The following is a 23468-nucleotide window of genomic DNA, read 5'->3' as shown; positions in this document are numbered from 1 at the left end:
TGATCTGAATAGGAAACACTGTCTCGTCAAGGTAGACAATACGATGCAACTCGATGACATGCGGATTTTCGTCGCCACGGTGGACGCCCATAACTTCACCGCGGCGGCAAAGCGGCTGGCGCTCTCGAAGCAGTTCGTCAGCCGGCGCGTGATGGCGCTGGAAGAGGCGCTCGGCGTGCAGTTGCTGATCCGCAATACGCGCAAGCTGGCCGTGACCGAGCTCGGTCAGGAGTTCTATGAGCGCGCGCGGCGCATTCTCGGCGAGGTGGAAGACGCCGAGCAGGCGATGTCGCTGCGTCGCGCCGGGCCGCGTGGGCTGTTGCGGGTCAGTGCGCCGATGTCGTTCGGCATGATGCATCTATCGCCGTTGGTGGCGAACTTTCTGCGCGAGCATGGCGATGTGCGCTTCGATATGGAGTTGAGCGATCGCACGGTCGACGTGGTCGGTGAGGGTTTCGATATGGCGATCCGGATCGGCGCGTTGCCGGATTCAACGCTGATCGCGCAGAAGCTCGTCGATGTCAGGATGGTGGCGTGTTGTAGTCCGGGGTATGTGCGGCGGCGTGGGGCACCTGTTGTGCCTGCCGATCTGGCGCGGCATTCCTGCCTGTTGTATGGGCATGGTGGTGCTGTGAGTTGGGATTTTGTTGTTGATGGTGTTTCGAAAGGGGTTGAGGTGCATGGGCCGCTACGGGCCAATAATGGGGAGCTGATTCGCGATGCGGCAGTGGCTGGGTTGGGGATTGTTCGGCTTCCTGATTTTATTGTTGCTGATGCGCTTGCTGGTGGTCAGCTGGTGACCGTGCTGGATGGGTTTTTGCCTGCGGCGACTACTGTCTATGCGGTCTATCCGCAGCATCGGCAGAGTTCTGTCACGATTCGGGTTTTTGTTGGGTTTTTGCGGGAGCAGTTGGGGAAGGGGTTGATGGTTTGATTTTTTTTTGCCTGCTCGGCGCCTGTTTCTGTGTGCATGTGGCGTTGGCCTTTCCTTGAATTGTTAGTGGTCTATTAGCGTTGCCCCTGTGCGGGGCGGCACTTACTTTCTTTGCCGCCGCAAAGAAAGATAAGCAAAGAAAGCGGCTCAACCCGCCAGCTCATAAGCGGGTCCCCCGCGCAGCCACGGTAGTGGTGCATCTGGAATCCGTGTTCTCGCACATTCGGCGTGAGTGACAAAGGCGTCATTCTTCCGGCGGCGCTGCGCGCGCCGAAACGCACCTCATAAACCGGCGGCCGTGTTTGCGTTTTCGGCTTCGTTCGTTCAAAGCTATTTGACGAGCGGTGACAGACTCTGTTGCTGCAGGCTAATCGCCTCCCGTCGCGCACTACGGATCGTGCGCCGTGTACCGTACATCGGTCGCCGTCCGTAGTTCGCTGTCCGCCGCTTGCCGCTTGCCGCTTGCCGCTTGCCGCTTGCCGCTTGCCGCTTGCCGCTTGCCGCTCGCTCTCGGGCCTGCCGTCAATTACCCGTTCCGGAAAATGAAGCTGTAGCCGTTCAGCGCCGGCACGCCACCCAGGTGCGCGTACAACACCCGTGAGCCCGCCGGGAATTCGCCGTTTCTCACCATGTCGATCATCCCGTGCATCGATTTGCCCTCGTACACCGGGTCGGTCAGCACGCCCTCAAGTCGCGCGCATAGGCGGATGGCCTCCAATGTTCCTTCGTTCGGCAAGCCGTATTCGGGGCCGCCGTAGCGTTCGTCGAGCACCACGTCCTTGTCGGTAATGTCGCGTTCAAGGCCGACTTTCTCTGCGGTCTGCTTCGCGATTCGCGTGATCTGTTCACGGGTCTGCGCCGGTTTCGCGGATGCGTCGATGCCAATCACGCGCTCGGCGCGGCCGTCGGCGGCGAAGCCCACTATCATGCCGGCCTGAGTGCTGCCGGTCACGGAACACACCACGATGTAGTCGAATTTGAAACCCAGTTCGGCTTCCTGCTGACGTACCTCTTCGGCAAAGCCGACGAAACCGAGGCCGCCCAGCGGATGGTCGGAGCAGCCGGCCGGGATCGCGTACGGCTTGCCGCCGGCGGCGCGCACGCTCTCCAGTGCATCCTCCCAACTCTTGCGAAAGCCAATGTCGAAGCCGTCAGCCACCAAGCGGACATCCGCGCCCAGAATGCGCGACATCTGGATGTTGCCGACCCGGTCGTACACAGCGTCCGAATAGTTCACCCAGTTCTCCTGCACCAGCACGCACTTCATCCCCAAATGCGCCGCGACCGCCGCCACCTGGCGGGTCTGGTTCGACTGGATCCCGCCAATCGACACAAGCGTGTCACAACCCTGCGCCAATGCCTCGGGAATCAGATACTCGAGCTTGCGCGTCTTGTTGCCGCCGAAGGCAAAGCCGCTGTTGCAGTCCTCGCGCTTCGCGTACAGATGCACCTTGCCACCCAGGTGCTCGCTCAACCGCTTCAACGGCTGGATCGGCGTGGGCCCAAAAGTCAACGGGTAGCGAGGGAATCGTTGCAAGTTCATGGCAGCTCCGAAGTTGTAGGTTCGACGCGAGCAGCAAGCCGTCGCGCTAAACCAATGGTAGGGAAAAGCGCTAGAAATGAGCTTGCAAAGAAATTCCATTCAGCATATTTTTAAAACTCTTGAGTTGAAAGTTGATTAATAAATTTCCGAAAAAGCACCAATGAACGCAACAAAAGTTCGTGGCATCAACAACACCGAGGCCGCAGCAGATGTCTCGACTGCATCCACGGCGGTCGATCCGCTGCACGCGCTCGATCGCATCGATCGGGCGATCCTGCGTCAGTTGCAAACCGACGCGTCGATCTCGAACGTCGCGCTTGCGGCCAAAGTCAAACTGAGCGCGCCGGCGTGTCTGCGGCGCGTCGAACGGCTAAAGGAATCGGGGTTGATTCGCGGCGTCGTCGCGTTGATCGACCCGAAGGCGGCGGGAGCAGGCATGCTGGTCATCATCGGCGTGGTGCTGGATCGGTCTACGCCGGAGTCGTTTGCCGAGTTCGAGAAAGCGGCGCAGAAGGTGGCGGGGTGTATGGAGTGCCACGTCGTGACCGGTGAGTTCGACTATTTCATGACCATCCGCACGCGCGATAGCGACAGCTTCAATCGTCTGCACGCGGAGCAACTGCTTTATCTGCCCGGTGTCCGGCAAATCCGCTCCTTTATGGTGCTCAAGGAAATCCTGTCGACCACGAAATTTCCGCTGTAACCGGCGCCGTCACGCAAAAAGACGCGCATGCTGTCATAAATCCCCTTGCTGGCCGACTAAGTGTCAAGACCACTCGCGGGCGGCGCGATCAGCGCCTGAACGGGTGAACGGTACGGACTTTCCGGGACGATCATCATGGCTTGCAACAGACGGACATTCTTCAGGTTAATCGGCGCGGCGTCGCTCGCCGGCAGCACCGCGGCATGGCGCACGGCAAGTGCGGCGGATACGGGCGCGGCAGCGGCCTTCGAGGTCGCGCACAGCGACGGCGAATGGCACAAGCTGCTCACGGACGCGCAATACCGCGTGCTGCGCGAAGCGGGCACGGAACGTCCATTCAGCAGTCCGCTGAACGACGAACACCGCGTCGGCACCTTCGCGTGCGCGGGCTGCGCACTACCGCTGTTTTCGTCGAAGACGAAGTTCGATAGCGGCACCGGCTGGCCGAGTTTCTGGCAGCCGCTGGATCACGCGGTCATCACACGTACCGACAAGTCGTTCGGCATGACGCGCGACGAAGTACTGTGCCGGCGCTGCGGCGGCCATCTGGGCCATGTTTTCGACGACGGACCCAAACCAACCGGCCTGCGCTATTGCATGAACGGCCTCGCTTTAACTTTCACGGCCGCCGCGCGCGGCACGAGCTGATCGAATCAGGACGAACATCATGAACACAGAGAAACGCATCATCGGCAAACCGGCCCGCTCACGCGGCGCGGCCGTCGCGCTTTCGGTCGGGCTCGGCGCGCTGGCGCTGCTGCTGGCGCAGCGCATGGCCTTCTCGTCGGAAGCCGGAGTTGTCATTGCGCCACCCGCACTCGACGAGCCAATCTCCGCCGCGACCGCGCACGAAGAAACCGCGGTATTCGCGGGCGGCTGCTTCTGGGGCGTGCAGGGCGTGTTCCAGCACGTGCGGGGCGTCACAAAGGCGGTGTCGGGTTATTCAGGCGGCCAGCGCGACACGGCACAGTACGAAACCGTCAGTGGCGGCGACACCGGCCATGCGGAATCCGTGCAGGTCACGTTCGACCCCACCAAGGTCACCTACGGGCAGTTGTTGCAGGTCTACTTTTCCGTGATCCAGGATCCGACCGAGTTGAACCGCCAGGGGCCGGACAGCGGGACGCAATACCGCTCGGCAGTTTTTCCGCTGAACGACACGCAGCGGCGCGTCGCGCAAAGTTACATCGCGCAACTGGATAAGGCACACGCTTTCCCGGCACCGATCGTCACGAAGACGGAGCCGTTCAAGGGTTTCTATCCTGCCGAGTCTTATCACCAGAACTACCTGACGTTGCATCCGAATTCCGCGTACATCGCAATTAACGACATGCCAAAGGTCGCAAACCTGAAGCGTTTGTTTCCGAATCTCTATCGCGACAAACCTGTGCTGGTCGAAGCGGCGCAGTAAAGCGACGAGCGTCGCTGACAACCCAATCCTGCTCTCAGGCGCCGCGTTGCGCGGCGCCTGAAGTCTTTTTGTACCTGTATTCTGCCCGTCATCATCGCCACGGCGCGCTTGTCAGCGGCCGTTGGTCTGTCCTTCTATTGCCCTGATCTGCGCCGACTCTCCAGCGACCTGGCCCGCATTTTGCGCGGCAGCGTGCGTCGGCAAATCTTTTGCACGTTTTTGTTCGCACAAAGGCCCCAATTACGGGGCGGCACCAGTTTCGAATAATGCGGTTTGCCGGGAATTCGTGTCGTCTGCTGAAAGAATTACATGCCGCGCGTAGCATTGCGGCGGTTGCCCGGATGTATTTGCAATACACATTGCCGACATCTGGCAGGAACATAAACCCCTTCGCGATACGCGAGAAACGGAGGTTTCTGGTGCTGAACAGCCGCAGAAAATGGATCGGCAAGATTCGCAAAAAGCAAACAGGTATCGCGGCAACTTCTCTGGTCGCCTTGGCCCTCGGCGGTATCGGCGTTCTTCCCGGTTCGGTCCTGGCCCAAACGCCTTCGCCGTTGGGCGAATGGCAGTACTCCGTGGGCATTCCGCTGCAGAAGCTGTGGCAGCCAAATATCCCGGACTGGCAGGTGCGATTCGGCGCGGCGATGTCGTTCCAGCCGCGTTATGAAGGCTCCGACAGATATCACGTGATGGCCGGTCCGAGCATTGATGTGCGCTACAAGGACCTATTCTTCTTTTCGAGCGGCGAAGGTCTTGGGGTCAACTTTGCGCAAGGGCAGAACTGGCGTGCGAGTCTCGCGGCGGTCTACGATCTCGGGCGTCGCGGGCACGACGATCCGGAGGAGTTGAACGGGCTCGGCAACATCAATCCGGCGCCGGGCGTCAAACTCTCCGGAGAATATGTCGTGTCGAAGGATTTCCCACTCGTGCTGCGCGCCGACATCCGACGCTATTTCGGCGGCTCGAACGGCTGGATCGGCGATCTAGGCGCCTATCTGCCGATGCCGGGCAGCACCAAAAAATTCTTCTGGTTCGCTGGGCCGAACGTGACACTCGCTGACTCCAACTACATGAACAGCTGGTACGGTGTGAATCAGAACCAGGCGGCGCACTCTCAGTACTCGGAGTATCACGCGAGCGCGGGTTTCAAGTCGGTGGGTTTCGGCATCAGCGCCGTGTGGCTATTCGACAAGCACTGGTTTGCCACCGCCGACGGAGCATTCGAACAACTGGTCGGCAGCGCGGGCAATAGTCCGATTACGCATAGCAGGGCAACCGGTGTGGCCGATGTCTCTATCAATTACCGCTTCTGATGCAGGGTTTCTGCTGGACAGTGGATACCGCTCGACATTCGTCTGGTAGTCCGGCGCGATCAGCCGGTAATCTCGCGCGAGCAGCGGCATCAGCGTCTCGTACATTCGCGACGACGACGGGAAGCCGTGCAGCAACAGGATGACCGGCGCATCGCGCGGTCCCGCTTCGCGATAGAAAATGTCGAGACCGTCGATCTCGATGCTGTGATAGCGCATCCCGGTACGTGTGGATGTCACGAGCATGCTCCTTGAATCGTTCGTAACATCGATCATGCGGCGCGCGAACTGTCGCGCAGATGCAGTCCCGCTGCCGCGGCAAAAAAGCCCAATGCCGCGACACATACACCCGGCCAACCCCAACGCGCGAGCGCCGGCCCGGCGATGGTGGCGCCTATCGCGCTGCCGATGAAAAAGAGCCCTGTATAGAGCCCGTTCACCCGGCCACGCGATTCGGGCGCGAGCAGATTGATCGCGCGGCGGCCAAGCGCCTGATCGGCGATTACGCCACCGTCGATAAAGAACGCAGCTACGGCCAGCATGGCGATCGAAGCGGCACGCGACACACCCGAGGTCAACGCCAATGCCGCCATCAGAGCGGCCGCGATGGCGACCGCATGAGCGAGCATGCTGGCGGGCTTCGACCAGCCCCTGTCGCCGGCACGGCCCGCCAACGGTGCGATGAACACGCTACCGCCGCCCGCTAACGCAAAGAGCGCGACGGAGGTGCTGTTCAGACCGAGCGGCGCACGGGTCAGGACGATAGCAACACTGCTCCAGAACGCATTGAAACCGGCCATTAGCAGGCCTTGATAGAGAGCCCGGCGGCGCAGCACCGGTTCATGCGCCAGCAATCGCGCCATCGACGTCAGTAACGCGGCATAGGGCGGCGCGCCGACAGGGCGGCTATCCGGCAAACGCGGCACCACGGCGAGCGTGACGGCGGCGAGCAGCAGGGCATCGGTTGCATAAAACGCACGCCAGCCGAGTGCGCCGCCAATCACACTGGCAAGCGGCCGCGATAACAGAATGCCGAGCATCAGGCCGCTCATCACATTGCCGACGACTTTGCCGCGCGAAGCCGGTGGCGCGAGTGATGCTGCTGCGGGCACCAGCATCTGCACGACGCTCGATGTCACGCCGACAGCGAACGATGCCGCCAGAAACACCGGAGCGAGCGGCGCGACAGCGGCCAGTGCGAGACACGCAATCTGCGCGAACAACGTTGCGGCAATCAAGGGCCGATTGGGCAAGCGGTCGATCAGCGGGACGAGCCCGACGAGGCCGACCGCATAGCCGAACAGCGTCAATGCGGTGACGAGCGTGGTCCATGCCCCGAGATGCAGCGAGACATTGAGTGGGCCGATCAACGTTTGTGACGCATACAAGGGCAGCACGGCGACCGCGACCATCGCGGCGAAGCGGGCGGTCGGAACGCTGTGTGCCGGCGGCGTAGCCGTTTGGGATGCCGTCGAGCATTGAATCGTGGGAGAGTCCATCGTCGGGCTAGCTGTCAAGTGAAGTTGAATGAATGCTACTCTCACGTCTGACGAACACAATTCGCACTGAATTGGATACATCCTCACGAAAAACGGGAGAATCGGCGATGGATGCATTGCGCGATCTGGAAACCTTGGTGGCGATCGTCGAGGAGGGTAGTCTGACGAGCGCCGCGCGCCGGCTTGGCCGGTCGTTGCAGGCAGTCAGCCGGTCGCTGCAGGTGCTTGAGCGGTCGCACGGATCGACCCTGGTCGTTCGAACCACACGCACTTCGCAACCGAGCGCGGCCGGCATGCGCTTTTACGAACGCGTCAAAGGCGCGCTGACCGAACTCGAACTGGCGCGCACCGAACTCGCCGAGGAAGCGCACCGGCTCACCGGCCGATTGCGTATCAATGCACCGACGCTATTCGGACCGCAATTCATCGCGCCGCTCGCCGCGGAGTTTTTGCAGCGTCATCCGCAACTGGAGTTGTCACTCGATCTGAGCGACGAGTATCGCGATCCGGTCGAGACCGGTGCGGATGTGACAATTCGCATCGGCGAAACGCCTGATTCACGGCTGGTGGCACGACGGATCGGCACGCTTCGGCGGGTGGTGTTCGCCGCGCCGGCTTATCTTGCCGAACACGGCAGACCGTCGCATCCGCAGGATCTGGCGAGACACGATTGCGTCGTACGAACGGGTGTGCCCCATCCCGGGCGGTGGGTGTTGACATCTTCCGATGGAAACGAGATTACGGTGAACGTAGCGGGGCGCTTTGACAGCAATCAGGTGGCTGCGGTGAACGCCGGTGTGCTGGGCGGGATGGGGATCGGGGTTGCTGCGTTCTGGCAGGTTCAGGAGTGGGTGGAGGCAGGACGGGTTGAGGTTTTGTTGACGGATTTTCAGCTTGCACCCCTGCCATTGCATGCAATGTGGGCGAAGACGCGACGGTTGCCGCAGAGAACGCGGCTGCTGGTCGATTTTCTTGCTGTCAAATTGGGGGCGCTGTAGCTTTTTTTGTCCGCAGCAGGCGCAATGCGCCATTGTGCTACGCTTGCCGGACCGAAACCCAAGCACTCCGGCCTCGCCTTTATCATGCGTTCCTGGCGCATATCCCCATCGCCTCGCAGCGGGCACATCAACACTTCGCGTGTTACCGACCTCGTCATGTCGATCTCACATGCCGACCCGGACGCACTTGCTGCAAGCATTCTGAAAACCGTTGGCGACACGCTTCCCGTTTCGCAGTGCACGATCTTCGCCTACGAATTCGACGCGAGGCCGCGCACCGTCTCCGCCGCCGATCATCGCGGCGGGCGCTTTCTGCGTGATGTCGCCGACCGCTACGCTACGCATTTTTATGCTCTCGACGGCAACCGTGCCATCATCGATCGCCCGCAAGCCAGGCAGCATGAAGCATTAGAGCTGCACCAGCAGCAAAGCGTGGAGATCGAAAACGAAGCCTATCGCGCCGCCTGCTATGCGCAGCCCAACGTGTCCGACCGGCTATCGTTGCTCCTGCAACCCATGGAAAGCGTCTGGCTGTCGATCAATCTGTATCGTGACAGCGCCTACGGCATGTTCCAGCCCGGCGAGCTTGAGCACGTGGAAAGCGTGGCGCATCTGTTCGCGCACGCCGCGAAAAGCCATTACGCACTCAACGGGCAGCATCAGCAAGGTACAGCAGCCGCGATGCTGGCGCGCGTCAGACGCGCCTGCCCGGCGCTTACGCCGCGCGAGATCGACGTGTTGCGTGGCACACTCGAAGGTGCAAGCGCTGCCGAGATCGCCGAGCACATGGGCATCAAGGCCACCAGCGTGATTACGTATCAGAAGCGTGCTTATGCGCGGCTCGGTATCTCCAGCCAACGCCAGCTGTTCGCGCTATGTCTGCTGCCTGAACGGTCCTGATCCGGCGCGCTGAAGTCGCGGTCATAGATTGACTGCGACGCAGTCGACGGGCAGCGGAAGCGCAATTGAATTTGCGTGAAAGATCACCCGCGCTTAACCCGCGCATCGGCCTGCGTTTCACGATCCCAGCGCTTCAGCCACGGCATGATGAATTCCGCGAAACCGTCCGCGGGCGGTGACAACGCACGTTCGGTCGAGCGATACACGCAAACTTCGCGGATCGTTTCAGGATCGACGATCCGCTTCATCACCAGCCCGAAGGTTCGCGCGAGCGGCGCAACATAGGCGGGCGCGAGCGTCACGGCAAGCCCTTGTGAAGCCAGGCCGAACGCCGTCGTGACGTTGTCCACCACATCCACCGGAATGATGCGCGCCTCTATTGGCAAATTAGCCAGCATCTGTTCGACTGCGCGCTCGTGATCGCGGCCGGTGGCGACAATCGGCACGTCGCGCAAATGTTGCCACTGCACCCGGCGCCGCGCGTTCAACGGGTGCGTCGGCGCGCACCACATCACCCACGGGCTCGCGAAGGCCGGATCGCAACGCACCCGCGTGCCGCTCTGGCGATCCGGACCGATCGCCAGATCCACGTCGCCGCTTTCCACGCGCTCCACCAGTTGTTCGACCACGGTGTCGCAAATGCGCACGACCACCTTTGGTTTGTCGCGCGCATATTCGGCGATGGCAGCCGGCAACGCGGTCGCCGCGAGCACCAGCGGCGCGCCGACTCGCACGATGCCGGCCGCGCGATTGCGGATGTCATCGGCGGATTGGGCGGCGGCGCGTACATAGCGCAACACCGATTCGGCCGACGACAGAAAATCCTGCCCCGCGCTCGACAGATTGACGCGCCGCGTCGTACGGTCAAAGAGACGAAAGCCCAGTTCCGTTTCCAGTTCGGCCAGCAACTGGCTGACCGCCGACGAGGTCAGCCCGAGCCGTTCCGCCGCCGCGCCGATGCTGTGCAAATCGACGATGGCGAGAAAGGCTTCGAACTGACGGATGGTGACGCGTGTGAGTGGCATCAGGCGATTCTAAAGAAAAACTTACTAATCGTGAAAAATCGATTGATTGTATGCAGCGAGCGATTGGCCGACACTCGTCCTGGTCGACGCGAAGCTGGAAACCCGCTTAGACTTCCGTCTCGCCCACGCGGCTACGACCAGACTGCAACCGTCCACATCCAGGGTATACGCAGGCCGCACGCAAGCCACATGCGGGGCTCCACTCAAGGAATTGCCATGTTCGACCATATTCCCGCCTATCCGGGCGACCCGATTCTGAGCCTGAACGAAGATTTTCAACTTGATCCGCGGCCCAACAAGGTCAACCTGAGCATCGGCATCTATTTCGACGACGCCGGCAAGCTGCCGGTGATGGACGCCGTGCGGCTGGCTGAAACCGCGCTCCTCGGCTCGATCGGGCCGCGCTCCTACCTGCCCATGGCAGGCCTGCCGCTCTACCGCGACGCAGCACAGGCGCTGGTGTTCGGCGCGGACAACGAAGCGCGTGCGGCGGGCCGGATCGCGACCTTGCAAACCATCGGCGGCTCCGGTGCACTGAAAGTCGGCGCGGATTTTCTGAAGCGTTATTTCCCGGCCTCGCAGATATGGATCAGCGATCCGAGTTGGGAAAACCATCGTGTGGTGTTCGAAAGCGCGGGCCTCACGGTCAACACCTATCCCTATTACGACGAACACACCGGTGGCCTGCGTTTCGCTGACATGATCGACACGATCGGCCGCTTGCCGGAGCGGAGCATCGTGCTGCTGCACGCGTGCTGTCACAACCCGACCGGCGTCGACCTCAGCCCGGCGCAATGGGCGGAACTGGTGCCGGTGTTGCAGCGCCGCAAACTGATTGCGTTTGTCGACATGGCATATCAAGGTTTCGGCGCCGGCCTCGAGGAGGACGCCGCCTGCGTGCGCCTGCTCGCCGATGCGGGTGTGCCGTTGATCGCCGCCAATTCGTTTTCGAAGAATTTCTCGCTGTACGGCGAGCGTTGCGGCGCATTGAGCGTGGTGTGCAAGAGCAAGGAAGAGGCGGCTCGCGTGCTCGGGCAATTGATGTCGGCGGTGCGTGCCAACTACAGCAATCCGCCCACGCACGGCGCACGCCTCGTCGCCAATGTGCTGTCGGACCCGTCCTTGCGCGCGTCATGGGAAGCGGAGCTTGCCACCATGCGCGAACGGATTCTCGCCATGCGCGGCACGATTCACGAAGGCCTGGCAGGTCACGTCGATGAAGTGATGCGCGCGCGTTACGTCGCGCAACGCGGCATGTTCACCTACACGGGCTTGAGCGAAGCTCAGGTCGAGCGCTTGCGCAGCGAATACGCCGTGTATGTGCTGCGGTCGGGGCGCATGTGCGTCGCCGGATTGAATGCGCGTAACGCGGGCTATGTGGCGTCGTCGATTGCGGCGGTGGTGGCGGGCGCATAACGGCCGCTACGCGCAACGGCCGAGCATAGCGAACATCGCGAATGAAAAGCGAACGATAACAACGGAGACCCTGATGACGACTCTTGAAATGCAACCGGTGAGCCCGCCGAAGTCCGCCGCGATGCATCCCGACGAATGGCAGGCGCGCGTGCAACTGGCGGCGTGCTACCGCATCTTCGATATGCTCGGCTGGACCGAGATGATCTACAACCACATCACGTTGCGTGTGCCGGCGAGCGTCAGCGGCGGCGAGCGCCAATTCCTGATCAATCCGTTCGGCCTGCACTACAGCGAAGTGACAGCAAGCAATCTCGTGAAGATCGACGCGCAAGGCCGCGTGCTCGATAACTCGCCGTATCCGGTGAATCCCGCGGGTTTCGTCGTGCATGCGGCGATTCACGAAGGCTTAGCCGACGCGCATTGCGTGATGCACACGCATACCACGGCCGGCGTCGCGGTGGCGTGTCTCGAAGATGGGCTGGAGCAAACCAACTTCTATAGCGCACAGTTGCACGACCGCATCGCGTATCACGACTTTGAAGGCATCACGGTGCATGCGGAAGAAGGGCCGCGTCTGCTCGAACATATCGGCAACCGGCAGGCGGTGATTTTGCGCAACCATGGCCTGCTGGCATGGGGCCATACATTGCCGCAGACTTTCGCTATTCTGTGGACGCTCAATCGCGCGTGCGAAATCCAGATGGCTACGTTCTCGATGGGCCGCGCGCGGCCGGTGCCGGAAGAAGTGGCGATCCGCTGCTCACGCGACTCATTGCAGTTCGATCCGCGGCACGGTGCGGGACAGGATGTATTCGATGCGTTGGTGCGGCGCGTGGATCGCATCGACGCGAGCTATAAGGATTAAAGCGGGGATTAACGCGAGAGCTGAGACGGGAACTGAGGCGAAGATTGACCCAAGGATTAATGCAAGGACTGAAGCGATGAAAGTAGGAATCTACGGTGCAGGTGCGATCGGCGGCTGGATGGGGGTGAAGCTTGCGCAGGCCGGCCACGACGTGAGCGTGGTGGCGCGCGGCGCGACGCTCAGTGCGTTGCAGCAGCACGGCTTGCGCCTGATCGAAGGCGGCGTGACGCACACCGTGAAGGTGAATGCGAGCGAACAGCCGGCGGATCTCGGCGTGCAGGACCTCGTCGTGGTGGCGGTCAAGGGCCCGGCGATGGCGTCGGTGGCCGCGCATATCGCGCCGCTGCTGAACCCGCAAACGACCGTGTTGACAGCGATGAATGGTGTGCCATGGTGGTTCTGCGACGGGCTCGGCCGCGATTTCGCCGGCAAGCGGCTGAAGTCGATCGATCCTGACGGCGCGATCGCCGCGGCGATTCCGACCGCACAGACGGTGGGCTGCGTGGTGCATGCCAGCTGCCTGATCGAATCGCCAGGCGTCATCAGGCATCACCAGGGCAATGGGCTGATCGTCGGCGAGGCGTCGGGGCGAGCGAGCGAACGAGTCAAAGCGCTTACCGCCACGCTGGCCGCAGCGGGTTTCAACGCATCGATGTCCGAGCAGATTCAGCGCGATGTCTGGTACAAGCTGTGGGGCAACATGACGATGAATCCGATCAGCGCCATCACCGGCGCGACTACCGACCGGATTCTCAGCGACGAACTGGTGCGCAACTTTGTGACGAGCATCATGCTGGAAGCAAAGGAGATCGGCGCACGCTTCGGTATTCCGATCGGGCAGGCACCGGCGGATCGCCACGAGGTCACGCTCAAACTCGGTGCGATGAAAACCTCGATGCTGCAGGATGTGCAAGCGGGCAAGGCGGTCGAACTTGATGCGCTCGTGGCCGCGGTGCGTGAATTGGGGCAACTGACGGAAGTGCCGACGCCTTACACGGATGCGTTGCTCGGCCTCGCGCGCCTGCATGCGAGTACGTTGGGGTTGTATCCGAAGCAGTGAACGTTGTTACGAGAAGAAGCCGCCCCGTGTTATCGCGGGGCGGCTTTTTTTCGCCTTATGTTTTGCACCTTATGTCGTCGGGCTTCCGTATCACGCGGTCGCTACGGAACAGGTCGGCAGCTTAGCCGCCTCGATCAACGACAACGCCCGCTGCGTGTCGTCGAGTTCCGTCATGCATAGCAATGCAAGGCGTGCCAGATATAAGGGCGCTTGCGCTTCGCCTTCAGCGGTCAGTGTCTTGCAGAGCGTCGTGTAGACGAGATCGAGTTCGCTATCGGTCATGGTGTGGATTCCTCTTGAGTCCGTTCGTCAGACTGGCCGTCACGGCGTTTTGCACGTTCGTCGCGTTGCCGTTGCGCCAGCGGGCGAGCACATGACCGTCCGGCCTGATCAGATAGACGGTGCCTGGCGTCGCGTCGAGCATCTCGTGCAAGCGGCCCGCCGGATCGACCACATGCGCACCGGTGCCGCGCGATGCATCGCTCGTGATCAGCGTGATCGCTTTGAACGGAATGCTGTGTTCGCCAAGCGCGTGTTGCAATTGCTGCCATGCTTCGTCTTGTGCCACGTCCGCGCCGAAGCGAAGCGCAGTGAAGCATGGTCCAAGCAGATCGGTGAGATGGATATCGGCTGCTACACCGTCACACATGCGTTGAAGGCGGCACTCCGGCAGTACTGTGCCTGGCGCCGGACCTTTGGCGAACGCGTCCGATGCAACGGCCGCGACCCGATTGAGCGGTGACTGGGCATACGCAATCGCATGCGTCTGCCGCGGATTGATCAGCGGCCGTACGCCGGGATGATGTTCAGCAAGTCCGAGCACGGCCTTGCGCATCAGGTCGAATGCAAAGGAGGGCGGCGCCATGAATTCCGTGCTCTTCATCCCGTAGCTCAGGTTTTCACGCGCCGCGAAAACGCGCTCGTCGCTGTAGCTGTCGAGCAGACGGTCCGACGCAATGCCGTTGACCACACAAGCGAGTTTCCAGCCGAGGTTGTCGGCGTCGTCGATGCCGGAATTCGCACCGCGCACGCCGAAAATCGGCACGAGATGCGCGGCATCGCCCGCGAACAGCACCGAGTCGTGGCGATAGCGTTCGAGCGTCAATGCGTTGGCCTTGTAGACGGTGATCCAGATAGGCGACCATTCGCCCGTTTCGCCCATGGAGTCGAGCACGCTCTGCACACGTGGCATCACGTTCTCGGGCTTGACCGCTGCCTCCGGGTCTTCGTCGTCGCGAAGCTGGTAGTCGATGCGCCAGACGTTGTCGGGCTGCTTATGCACCAGCACGGTGGAGCCGGGATTGGAGGGCGGATCGAAATACGCGAGACGCTCGGTGGCGCGTTCGCTCTTCAATTCGATATCGACGATGACGTAACGGCCTTCGTACGTCGTGCCGGTGAGCTTGAGACCGAGCGCCTCGCGAATCGTGCTGCGGCCGCCGTCGCATGCAACGACCCAATCCGCGTGCATTTTCCATGCGGTCTCGCCGGTGCTCAGGTCAAGCGTTGCGCCGGCCGTGCCGTTGTCGCTATGTTGTTCAATACCGGTCACGCGCGTTTGCCAGCGGATCTCAATCAGGTCCGCGTGCTGTTCCACTTCGTCGAGCAGCAACTGTTCGATCTGGTATTGCGCGATGTTGATCATCGGCGGCAGCGATTGCTCGTCGTCCTGATGCATGGCGAAGCGGAACACTTCGGCGTCGCGGTAGAAGCTGCGGCCCCCCGTCCATGGCAGGCCTTTTTGCAGGAAACCGTGCACTGCGCCCAGCCGCTTGAAAATCTCCAGGCTGCGCCGTGAAATGCAGATCGCACGGCTGCCGGTGCAGACGCCGTCGTCGGCTTCGATCAGCACGGAGCGCACGCCCTGGCGAGCCAGTGCCAGCGCCAGTGTCATGCCGACCGGACCGCCGCCGACAATCGCTACGGCGCGCCTCACGGGGTCGCGCCCGTCGACTAGCGGCGGCACCGCACCCGCATAATGACGAGGCGTGAACGGATAGGGTTTGAAGCTGCGGCTCATGCGTGTCTCCTGGATCTGCGATACCGATGGATTGCCCGCCGGCGCTTGAGCGCGCTCTGGAGGCGGTGCGAATCGATAGGTGAAGTATGAAGGAGGGGGCGCGCGCGGCTGTCATCATTTTGGGTACATTGCACGGACGCACCGCAAATAGAAAAGCCGCGGGGTGCGCCAGCACCTCACGGCCTTTCTTGTTCAATCATGCAGGGACCGCGCAGACTATCTCAATCCGCCCCGGCCGCATGAGAAGGCTGGCGCGAGAGCTGCATGCTCGCCGCCACCTGGCATTCCTCGATCATCGCGCGGAACGTCGGCGCCGCGTGCGAAGCGCCGGTCGCGCCCATCTCCGGGCCGCTTTCGGGCACGCCGCCCACGCCGACCACCAGCGTCGCCCGCGGCCGCCATTCCCGCGTACGCCGTAGCATATTGCGCAGATACGGTGGTGAATCCGGCGCGTCGAGCGAGATGATGCAGATGATCGGCGCGTCCTTGAAGCTCGGTTCGTCGGGATGCGCGCTGCGATAACCCGAGTGCGTGGCCATCATCGGTGCGAGCCCCTGGCGCCCGAGCAATTGCACGGCGATCGCGGCGGTGACTTCGTCGAATGCGCCGCGTCCAGGCACGCACAGCACCGACGTTTTTTCGCTTTCATGGCGCAACCGCGAGTGGGCCGAAATGTGGCTGTCGTGCCGTTCCGAAAGATCGGCCGTCGCCGAAGCCGATATCGCTCCAGCCGAGTCGGCCGGGTCCGTGCGCGACAGGCGATCTGGCAGTCCGTCGGCGATTTCCAGGTTTTCGACGATATCGACCAGCGCGTCGTTGATCCGCGCCAGCTGCTCGGGCATCAACACCCCGCGCATCGCATCGTTGCGCGCCAGCTTGAGACCCTCCAGCGCAACATTGTCGTAGTAATCGATCAGCGACATCTCGCGCAAGAGGCGCTCCGCCTGCACGATGGCTTCATGCGGATCGTCCGCCAGAATCCGCTGATAGAAGGTTTGCGCGGGCGTCAGTGCGGGCTGGTCGCCCAGCAGCACCGTGAGGAAGTTCAGACGATCGGCGTAGCGGCCCAGCGTGACGACGCACAGCGTGAGCGGCGTGGACAGCACGAGGCCGATCGGCCCCCACAGCCAGCTCCAGAAGATCGCCGCCACGACTACCGCCAGCGGCGACAGCCCCGAACGATGGCCGTACAGGAGCGGCTCGGCAATCTGCCCGGCCACCACATCGACGACGATGAACAGGATCAGCGTATAGACCGCCATGGTCCATTGCGGCTGGATGGCGGCGGCGAGAAATACGGCAAGAATCGCGGCGATCCAGATGCCGATGTACGGCACGAAGCGCAGCAACGCTGCAATCACGCCGAACAGCAGCGCCCCCGGCACGCCGATGATCGCCAGACCAATGGCGATCACCCCGCCTGCGCTGAGGTTCACACCGAGTTGCGCGACGAAGTAGCGGCTTAGCCGCCCCGCGGCGTCGTTGATCGCGGTGGTGGTGCGATGCAGGTCACGCGAGCCGAATAGACTAATCAAACGGTCGCGCAGGTCTTCGCGTTGCAACAAGATGAAGATCGTCACGACCAGCACGATGAAGGTGGTCTCGATTGGCGCAATCGCTGGGGACAGCGCACGTTGAGCGAGTTGCATCGGCGTGGGCGACGGCTCATGCACTTCGACCTGTTGCGGCACGGGAGGCGCATTGCGCGCCGCGCGTCCGGTGAGACGTGGCGGGCTCGGCTTGCTCGGCGCGACACGTTGCAGCGTGGCGGCGGCGCGGCTCATGAGCGAATCGGCCCGGCCGACGGTTTTCTCCTGCACCGTCTCGATCTTTTGCTCGATCGCTTCCTGATACTGGGGCAGATCGCCGGCCAGTTGCACCAGTTGCGCCCCGATCAGCGCGCCGACGGCCAGCAAGGTGGCGAGGGCGAACAGCACGGCGATAAAGATCGACGGCATTTGACCCATGTGGAAGCGCCGCAACGCTTGCACCAGCGGTGCAAGCAGAAAGCTGAGCAGCACGGAGAGCGTGATCGGAATCAACACCTCACGGCCGAAGTACAGCGCGCACACCACCACCACGCCGGTGATGACCGACGCCAACCCATGGAGACTAGGCGTGCCTGGCGGGTATACGCGGTTCGGCCGCCCATGCGGCGGTAACGATAATTTCATGAGCACACTTTTCGATGTTGTGGCACTGACGCTGTTATTGAGGGCGCGCGGAACCGCGGCAGTCAGATAAAGCGCCTGAGCAATTCATATGCCTGGATTGTAGGCGCTTTGACGCGCGGCGGCCGTATCCCTCAGCCCATGTGCAAACGCAACAGTTCGAACAGCCGCGAACTCGCATACAGCAGCAAGCCGATAAAGCCGCCCACAATCGTTCCGTTGATGCGGATGTACTGCAAATCCTTGCCGATGTTCAACTCGATTTGCCGTGACATTTCACGCGAGTCCCAGTTCTTCACTGTATCGCTGATGTGGCGTGTGAGGAACTGGGCGAAATCCGGCGCCATGGCGCGTGCGGCTTCTTCCAGGTGGTCGTTCAGCGACTGACGCAGCGCGGGGTCTTGCGCCAGTTCGCGGCCGACCCATTGACCCATCGCCATCACCCTGGCGTGCAAGGCCGAATCGCTGCTTTGCAGATCGCGCTTGAGCCATGTGCGCAGTTCGCCCCACATGTCCTTCACATACGTGCTGAGCGCTTCGCCTTCCACCAGATAACGCTTCAGTTCTTCGCCTTTCTGCAGGAACGCCGGATCACTCTTGAGTTTGACGATCAGTTTTTGCGCCGCGTCGTCGAATTTCTGGCGAAGCTGATGGGTGGGGTTCTCGCTGATCTGCTCGAGCATCCGGTTCACCGCATTGGCGATCGCTTCGGCGCCTTTTTCGCCGAGCCATGCCGACGGCAGGATCATCTCCATCTTCGGATATTCATTCTTCACCCACTCGACGATGCGCTCGGCGATAAACTCGCGCGCCTGCGGTTCGCGCAGCAACGCGACCACCTGTTCGATGCCGGCGTCGAGCAGTTCCTGGTGGCGGCCGTCCTTGGTGAGCGTGTCGAGAATCGTCCCCATGGATTGCGACAGATCGACTTTGGCCAGCACGTCCCGCAGCGCGTCCTTGATGAAGACCTGAATGCGTACGTCGTCGGTCAGTTCGAGAATGCCGCTCGTCAGTTTGACCACGTAGTCGCCTAGACGCGCGGTATTGGCCGGCTTCGTCAGCCAGCCGGTGATGCTTTGCGCAGGGTCGTGTTTCTGGATCAAACCGACCAGCGACGGCACGTCCAGAAACTTGTCTTGCACGAATACCGCGAGGTTGTCGGCAATCTTGTGTTTGTTCTTTGGAATGATCGCCGTGTGCTTGGAGACGATCGGAATCGGCACACGGCGAAACAGCGCGACCACGGCGAACCAGTCGGCAAGCGCGCCGACCATGGCGGCTTCGGCCACCGCTTTGATGCCGTCCACCCAGAGGCCGCGCGGCATGAAGGCGGTCACGAGGAAAACGCAGGCGGCGGCCGCCAGCAGCAGTAACGGGGTGCGCTTGGCCTTCTTCAGTTCGGTCTCTTTGTTCATCGGCAGCAGGGCAGCGGGGTTCAATTCGATTGGAATGTCGCGGTGCGACTGGCGAGTTCGTCCAGAAACGCGAGTGTAGCGCCGCTGTTCCGGCCGTGCGGCACTGGCTTTGGACATTCTTTGACCCGTAGGCGCGGTAACATCTGCGGTTAGACTGCGAGGCGCTGCCTGGGCGAGCGGCTTGGGCGAGCGCTGGATGAACATAGAGTGACGATGCAATCGAACGGAATGGAGGCACAGTGATCAGGTTTCTGCACACCGCGGACTGGCAGATAGGCACGCAATTCGGCCAGTTCGAGCCGGACGAAGCCGCACACCTCGCGGAAGCGCGCTTCGAAACCGTGCGCCGGATCGCTGAAGAAGCGGCGGCGCGCAAGGTCGACGCCGTGCTGGTCGCGGGCGACGTATTTGACCTGCAGACCGTATCGGACACGGTGATCCGCCGCTTGTTCGGCGCGCTGCAGGCGTTTTCGGGGCCGTGGATCATGTTGCCCGGCAATCACGATGCCGCGCTGGTCGAAAGCGTGTGGACGCGTGCGCAGCGCCTGAACTGTATTGCACCGAACGTGCGGGTCGTGCTCGAACCCGGCGTGGTGACACTCGACGCCTGCCAATGCGCGTTGCTCTGCGCGCCGCTCACGCAACGCATCACCTACGACGACACGACGGGCTTCTTCGACACGACGGAGACGCCGCCCGGCTATCACCGGATCGGGCTTGCGCATGGCAGCGTGAGCGGCATTCTGCAGGAGGGCATCGACTCGTCGAACCCGATCGCACCGACGCGTGCCGCGAGTGCGCGCCTGGACTATCTCGCGCTCGGCGACTGGCACGGCCATTTGCGCGTCGATGAACGCACCTGGTATGCCGGCACGCACGAGCAGGACCGTTTCCGCGCCAACGATCCGGGCTTCATGCTCGACGTCACGCTGACCGGGCCAGGCGCCGTGCCGGCCGTTGAAGCGGTGCGGGTGGGTAAATATCAATGGCATCGCTGGGAAGAGACGATCTCGGTGCCGACCGATGTGGATTCACTCAAGACGCGCCTCAGCGCATTAGGCAGTCAAGACGTGCTGCGGGTAACCGTTAGTGGCACGACTGCGCTGGCGGAGGCCGAAGCGATTCACGTTGCAGTGGAAGAGACTCGCGCTCGGGTGCGGGCGTTACGCGTCGATCTGAGTGGCCTGCAAGTGCTGCCCACAGCTGACGACCTCGCAGAGCTGGGCGCGCAGAGCGGCTACCTCGCGAAGGTAGTGGCGCGCCTGCGGGGCTTGCAGGAGGACCCACAATCCGACCCGCAACAGATCAAGCGCGCAGCGGAGGCGTTATTGCTTCTTGCGCGTTTTCAACGTGAACTGCCGCGCGAAGCGAGGTCCGCATGAAGCTGGAAAGTATCGCGATTCAGGAATTCAAGCAGTTCACCGGCCGGCTCGTTATCGACGATCTGCAGCCCGGACTCAATCTGTTCACCGGCCCGAACGAGGCCGGCAAGAGCACGATCGCCGAAGCCGTGCGGGCGGTGTTCCTCGAACGCTACAAGGCTTCACATCTGAAAGACCTGCTGCCGTGGGGCAAGGCAAGCGGGCAGCCGTCGGTTGAAGTGACGTTCGATATGGACGGCACAGCGTGCCGGCTGTCGAAGCAGTTCGTCACGCGGCAGCGCTGCGAATTGAAGATCGGTCAGGCGGTATTCGGCGAGGACGAAGCGGAAGACAAGCTCGCCGCGTTGCTCGGGTTTTCGCGTGCCGCGCGTGGGCCACTGAAGGCGGAAAACGCCGGCGTTCCCGGTTTGTTGTGGGTGCAACAAGGCGGCACGCAGGAGGTGCGCGATTCTACGGGGCACGCGGCACAGTATTTGCGCGACGCGCTTTCGCAACTTTCGGGCAGCAGCGAATCCGCCGGCGAGGATGCGCTGATCGCAGCGGTGCAGCGCGAGCTTCGGCAACTGCTTACGGCGCGTACGCAGAAGTCCACCGGGCCGCTGGCCGAGGCCGAACAGGCGTTGGCGGCGCTCATTGAAGAACGTGACGATCTGGAACAGCAGCGTCAGCAGTTCGACGAGAATATCGCGCGCCTTGCTACGCAGCAGGACGCCTTCGAGGACGCCCAACGCAAGCGCCCCTGGGAGCTTCACGAGCAGAAGGCCGTGCAGGCGCAACAACGCGCCGATGCAGCGGCGGAACTCGAACGCAGTCTTCAGGGGCTGGCGCAGTCGCTGAAATTAAGCGACGCGGAACTGGCGCTGTCGGTGCAGCAGGAACAGGCGGCGACGGAACTCGAAGCGGCCGTCGCTCGCGAGCGGCAGCAACTCGACGCAGCGCGAGCCAACGTGTCGACGGTTCAGAACGAACATACGCAAGCTCAGGCGAGCGTCGCGCAATTCGAACAGGCGTACGCCGATGCCAACCGCGCGTACGAACTGGCGAATGCCGCGGTAACCGCAGGCGATTTGCGCAGTCAGATTGCTCTGCACCGCACCGAGAGCGAACGGCTTGAAGCGGCTATCGCGGCCGCCGGCAAGGCAAACGAGGCCGTGCTGGAGGCGACGCGAGCAGCGGCAGCGCTCGAAATCGACGGTGCGCAATTGAAACGGCTCCAATCGCTCGACGCGGAGTTGACCGTGCTGCGCGCGCGAACCGAAGCGGCGATGACGCGCATCGAATACCGGCTGAATGGCGCGATCACCGTCGGCGATACAAAGGTGAGCGGCGAGGGCGTGCTGCGGCTCGACGAGGAGAAGCTGATCGGTCTTGGCGAGCTGGGCGAATTACGGGTGATTCCCGGCGTTTCCGATCTGTCGGCGCGGTTGTCTGAGTTGGCATCGCTCGAAGCCAGCCATGCGCAGTTATTGCTGGCGCTGGGTGTGGCGTCGCTGGGCGAGGCAGAAGCCAGGCACGAGCAGTGGAAAGCGCTGGTCGCTCAGCAGAAAAGCCAGGCGAAGATTCTTGAGGTGCATGCGCCGCAGGGTATCGACGCGCTTCGCGCTGCGTTGGCTTCGGCTGCCGCGCGGCTGCAGACCTCGAATGAGCGGCTCGCGATCTTGCCCGATGTCTCGGCTGCACCGCCGCTCGATGAGGCTCGCCGCAATGCCGACATCGCGCGTGATGCACTGGAAGCCGCCAGAAAAGTGCTGGCGCAGGCGGCGGAAAGCAAATCCACCGCCACGGCGACGACAGAGTCGCTCGCCGGTCAGTTGCAGCGCAAGGAAGCTCAACTGAGCGACGAAGCGTTTTGTCGCAACCGTGCACAGTGGCAGACGAAAATTGTCGAGCAGCGTGTACAGGTCGAGGCGCTGAAGAAGCAACTCGAAGGACGTGAGCGCGAACTGGAAGCGGCGCGTCTCGACGATCCGGCGGCTGAGGCGAAACGCTATCGTGCGTCGGCCGAGCTTGCGCGCAACGAGCAGCACGAGCGGCAACTGCGGATGGCGCAATTGCGCAGTCAATTGGAAACGGTTGGCGCGTCCGGGCTAGGGGAGCGTCTTGCGACGGTGAAGGCGTCGGTGGAACAAGCCACGCGCCGCAAAGACGAACTCAGCTTGCGGGCGAGCGCGTTGAGTTTGCTCGACGAAGTGCTCGTCGACGAACGCGATGCGGCGGTGGCGCAGTTGCGTGCGCCGTTGACCGAGCGGCTTGGGCACTATCTGAAGCGGATTTTCCCGCAGTCGACGATTGCGCTCGGCGACGATCTTAGCCCGGCGACGCTGGACCGTTATGGTCGTGCGGATACGCTCGATGCATTGAGCTTCGGTACGCGGGAGCAACTTGGTATCTTGACGCGGCTGGCTTATGCAGACCTTTTGAAAGCGTCCGGTCGCCCGACCTTGCTGATGCTCGACGATGCTGCCGTGCATACCGACGCGGCGCGGCGCGATGCGATCAAGCGAGCGCTGATCGATGCGGCGACGCGGCACCAGATTCTGGTGTTCACGTGCCATCCGGAGCTGTGGGACGATCTGGGGGTGAGGCAGCGGGCGATTGAGGATTTGAAGGCGGCGGCGTAGCTGTGGGATTCGGAGCTCATAGCCCGATGCGGCACATCGGCAAAGGCGTGACGATGACTGCCAGCGTGGGCACGGCCGAGTTGAGCTTGCCCCCGAAAAACGAATCCCTTGCTGAGCAGGTAAACTCAAGCAAGGAGAAGAACAATGACAAGCAAGGCAAAGCGGGCGCAGTACACGCTCGAGTTCAAATTG

The 23468-nt window shown here is 62.3% G+C and carries 19 protein-coding genes and 1 pseudogene; 12 read left to right on the top strand and 8 right to left on the bottom strand.

What is annotated here, in order from left to right; genetic code table 11:
- Positions 1–43: 43 nt before the first annotated feature.
- Positions 44–934, top strand: a complete 891-nt coding sequence (locus KHO31_RS26265; RefSeq protein ID WP_201072752.1) for a LysR family transcriptional regulator — start codon at positions 44–46, stop codon at positions 932–934.
- A 526-nt stretch (positions 935–1460) separates the two neighbouring features.
- On the opposite strand, the gene KHO31_RS26260 is transcribed toward KHO31_RS26265, so the two are convergent.
- Complete coding sequence (locus KHO31_RS26260; protein WP_201122416.1) at positions 1461–2477, bottom strand: 1-aminocyclopropane-1-carboxylate deaminase; 1017 nt, start codon at positions 2475–2477, stop codon at positions 1461–1463.
- Positions 2478–2637: 160 nt separating this feature from the next.
- Here KHO31_RS26260 and KHO31_RS26255 point away from each other — a divergent pair, with 160 nt between their 5' ends.
- From KHO31_RS26255 to KHO31_RS26240, 4 genes are all read left to right on the top strand, one after another.
- Positions 2638–3180: an Lrp/AsnC family transcriptional regulator gene (locus KHO31_RS26255; RefSeq protein ID WP_201072756.1), complete on the top strand. Its 543-nt coding sequence runs from the start codon at positions 2638–2640 to the stop codon at positions 3178–3180.
- A gap of 135 nt (positions 3181–3315) precedes the next feature.
- Positions 3316–3828, top strand: coding sequence for a peptide-methionine (R)-S-oxide reductase MsrB (gene msrB, locus KHO31_RS26250; protein ID WP_201072758.1), 513 nt, complete (start codon positions 3316–3318; stop codon positions 3826–3828).
- 19 nt (positions 3829–3847) lie between these two features.
- Positions 3848–4591, top strand: coding sequence for a peptide-methionine (S)-S-oxide reductase MsrA (gene msrA / locus KHO31_RS26245; protein ID WP_201072760.1), 744 nt, complete (start codon positions 3848–3850; stop codon positions 4589–4591).
- 419 nt (positions 4592–5010) lie between these two features.
- Complete coding sequence (locus tag KHO31_RS26240; RefSeq protein WP_201072761.1) at positions 5011–5907, top strand: MipA/OmpV family protein; 897 nt, start codon at positions 5011–5013, stop codon at positions 5905–5907.
- A 45-nt stretch (positions 5908–5952) separates the two neighbouring features.
- On the opposite strand, the pseudogene KHO31_RS39460 reads toward KHO31_RS26240, so the two are convergent.
- Positions 5953–6150, bottom strand: a pseudogene (locus KHO31_RS39460) (alpha/beta fold hydrolase); the annotation flags it as partial.
- A 26-nt stretch (positions 6151–6176) separates the two neighbouring features.
- Positions 6177–7403, bottom strand: coding sequence for an MFS transporter (locus KHO31_RS26235; RefSeq protein ID WP_201072763.1), 1227 nt, complete (start codon positions 7401–7403; stop codon positions 6177–6179).
- A gap of 107 nt (positions 7404–7510) precedes the next feature.
- On the opposite strand from KHO31_RS26235, the gene KHO31_RS26230 reads away from it, so the two are divergent.
- Complete coding sequence (locus KHO31_RS26230) at positions 7511–8401, top strand: LysR family transcriptional regulator (RefSeq protein ID WP_211624450.1); 891 nt, start codon at positions 7511–7513, stop codon at positions 8399–8401.
- 84 nt (positions 8402–8485) lie between these two features.
- Positions 8486–9301 carry a helix-turn-helix transcriptional regulator gene (locus tag KHO31_RS26225; RefSeq protein ID WP_201072765.1) on the top strand — a complete coding sequence of 272 codons (816 nt, stop codon included), beginning with the start codon at positions 8486–8488 and terminating at the stop codon, positions 9299–9301.
- 83 nt (positions 9302–9384) lie between these two features.
- Here the strand turns inward: KHO31_RS26225 and KHO31_RS26220 are convergent, their stop codons facing one another.
- Complete coding sequence (locus KHO31_RS26220; protein ID WP_201072766.1) at positions 9385–10326, bottom strand: LysR family transcriptional regulator; 942 nt, start codon at positions 10324–10326, stop codon at positions 9385–9387.
- Positions 10327–10542: 216 nt separating this feature from the next.
- On the opposite strand from KHO31_RS26220, the gene KHO31_RS26215 reads away from it, so the two are divergent.
- From KHO31_RS26215 to KHO31_RS26205, 3 genes are all read left to right on the top strand, one after another.
- Entirely contained in the window at positions 10543–11742 is a 1200-nt protein-coding gene (locus tag KHO31_RS26215; protein WP_201072767.1) for an amino acid aminotransferase, read from the top strand.
- A 73-nt stretch (positions 11743–11815) separates the two neighbouring features.
- Positions 11816–12607: a class II aldolase/adducin family protein gene (locus KHO31_RS26210; protein WP_201072768.1), complete on the top strand. Its 792-nt coding sequence runs from the start codon at positions 11816–11818 to the stop codon at positions 12605–12607.
- Positions 12608–12683: 76 nt separating this feature from the next.
- Positions 12684–13667 carry a 2-dehydropantoate 2-reductase gene (locus KHO31_RS26205; protein ID WP_211624448.1) on the top strand — a complete coding sequence of 328 codons (984 nt, stop codon included), beginning with the start codon at positions 12684–12686 and terminating at the stop codon, positions 13665–13667.
- Between the two features lie 90 nt (positions 13668–13757).
- On the opposite strand, the gene KHO31_RS26200 is transcribed toward KHO31_RS26205, so the two are convergent.
- From KHO31_RS26200 to KHO31_RS26185, 4 genes are all read right to left on the bottom strand, one after another.
- Complete coding sequence (locus KHO31_RS26200) at positions 13758–13949, bottom strand: hypothetical protein (RefSeq protein WP_201072772.1); 192 nt, start codon at positions 13947–13949, stop codon at positions 13758–13760.
- Positions 13939–15687: an FAD-dependent oxidoreductase gene (locus KHO31_RS26195; protein WP_211624446.1), complete on the bottom strand. Its 1749-nt coding sequence runs from the start codon at positions 15685–15687 to the stop codon at positions 13939–13941. The genes KHO31_RS26200 and KHO31_RS26195 overlap by 11 nt, the downstream gene beginning before the upstream one ends.
- A gap of 221 nt (positions 15688–15908) precedes the next feature.
- A complete protein-coding gene (locus tag KHO31_RS26190; protein ID WP_201072776.1) occupies positions 15909–17861 on the bottom strand; it encodes an AI-2E family transporter in 1953 nt (650 codons plus the stop codon).
- Between the two features lie 131 nt (positions 17862–17992).
- Positions 17993–19273 (bottom strand): DUF445 domain-containing protein, encoded by a 1281-nt coding sequence (locus KHO31_RS26185; RefSeq protein WP_201073003.1) that lies wholly within the window; start codon positions 19271–19273, stop codon positions 17993–17995.
- A gap of 239 nt (positions 19274–19512) precedes the next feature.
- Between KHO31_RS26185 and KHO31_RS26180 the strand changes: the two genes are divergently transcribed.
- Together KHO31_RS26180 and KHO31_RS26175 are read left to right on the top strand one after the other, a co-directional pair.
- Complete coding sequence (locus KHO31_RS26180) at positions 19513–20655, top strand: metallophosphoesterase family protein (protein WP_201140399.1); 1143 nt, start codon at positions 19513–19515, stop codon at positions 20653–20655.
- The gene (locus tag KHO31_RS26175) at positions 20652–23276 is read left to right on the top strand and encodes an AAA family ATPase (protein WP_201072780.1); all 2625 of its coding nucleotides are present in this window, start codon (positions 20652–20654) and stop codon (positions 23274–23276) included. Before KHO31_RS26180 ends, KHO31_RS26175 begins: the two co-directional genes overlap by 4 nt.
- The last annotated feature ends 192 nt before the right edge of the window (positions 23277–23468 follow it).

Source organism: Paraburkholderia domus, assembly GCF_905220705.1.
Taxonomy (GTDB): Bacteria; Pseudomonadota; Gammaproteobacteria; order Burkholderiales; family Burkholderiaceae; genus Paraburkholderia; species Paraburkholderia domus.
The sequence above is the reverse complement of the archived record's forward strand: the minus strand, read 5'-3'. Positions and strand labels throughout refer to the sequence as shown.

Excerpts from the sequence above, each read along its gene's own strand:
- msrB (WP_201072758.1), top strand. The coding sequence starts at position 3,316 with ATGGCTTGCAACAGACGGACATTCTTCAGGTTAATCGGCGCGGCGTCG.
- KHO31_RS26260 (WP_201122416.1), bottom strand. The coding sequence starts at position 2,477 with ATGAACTTGCAACGATTCCCTCGCTACCCGTTGACTTTTGGGCCCACG.
- KHO31_RS26235 (WP_201072763.1), bottom strand. The coding sequence starts at position 7,403 with ATGGACTCTCCCACGATTCAATGCTCGACGGCATCCCAAACGGCTACG.
- KHO31_RS26195 (WP_211624446.1), bottom strand. The coding sequence starts at position 15,687 with ATGAGCCGCAGCTTCAAACCCTATCCGTTCACGCCTCGTCATTATGCG.
- KHO31_RS26265 (WP_201072752.1), top strand. The coding sequence starts at position 44 with ATGCAACTCGATGACATGCGGATTTTCGTCGCCACGGTGGACGCCCAT.
- KHO31_RS26205 (WP_211624448.1), top strand. The coding sequence starts at position 12,684 with ATGAAAGTAGGAATCTACGGTGCAGGTGCGATCGGCGGCTGGATGGGG.
- KHO31_RS26225 (WP_201072765.1), top strand. The coding sequence starts at position 8,486 with ATGCGTTCCTGGCGCATATCCCCATCGCCTCGCAGCGGGCACATCAAC.
- msrA (WP_201072760.1), top strand. The coding sequence starts at position 3,848 with ATGAACACAGAGAAACGCATCATCGGCAAACCGGCCCGCTCACGCGGC.
- KHO31_RS26185 (WP_201073003.1), bottom strand. The coding sequence starts at position 19,273 with ATGAACAAAGAGACCGAACTGAAGAAGGCCAAGCGCACCCCGTTACTG.
- KHO31_RS26230 (WP_211624450.1), top strand. The coding sequence starts at position 7,511 with ATGGATGCATTGCGCGATCTGGAAACCTTGGTGGCGATCGTCGAGGAG.
- KHO31_RS26200 (WP_201072772.1), bottom strand. The coding sequence starts at position 13,949 with ATGACCGATAGCGAACTCGATCTCGTCTACACGACGCTCTGCAAGACA.
- KHO31_RS26220 (WP_201072766.1), bottom strand. The coding sequence starts at position 10,326 with ATGCCACTCACACGCGTCACCATCCGTCAGTTCGAAGCCTTTCTCGCC.
- KHO31_RS26175 (WP_201072780.1), top strand. The coding sequence starts at position 20,652 with ATGAAGCTGGAAAGTATCGCGATTCAGGAATTCAAGCAGTTCACCGGC.
- KHO31_RS26190 (WP_201072776.1), bottom strand. The coding sequence starts at position 17,861 with ATGAAATTATCGTTACCGCCGCATGGGCGGCCGAACCGCGTATACCCG.
- KHO31_RS26255 (WP_201072756.1), top strand. The coding sequence starts at position 2,638 with ATGAACGCAACAAAAGTTCGTGGCATCAACAACACCGAGGCCGCAGCA.
- KHO31_RS26210 (WP_201072768.1), top strand. The coding sequence starts at position 11,816 with ATGACGACTCTTGAAATGCAACCGGTGAGCCCGCCGAAGTCCGCCGCG.
- KHO31_RS26215 (WP_201072767.1), top strand. The coding sequence starts at position 10,543 with ATGTTCGACCATATTCCCGCCTATCCGGGCGACCCGATTCTGAGCCTG.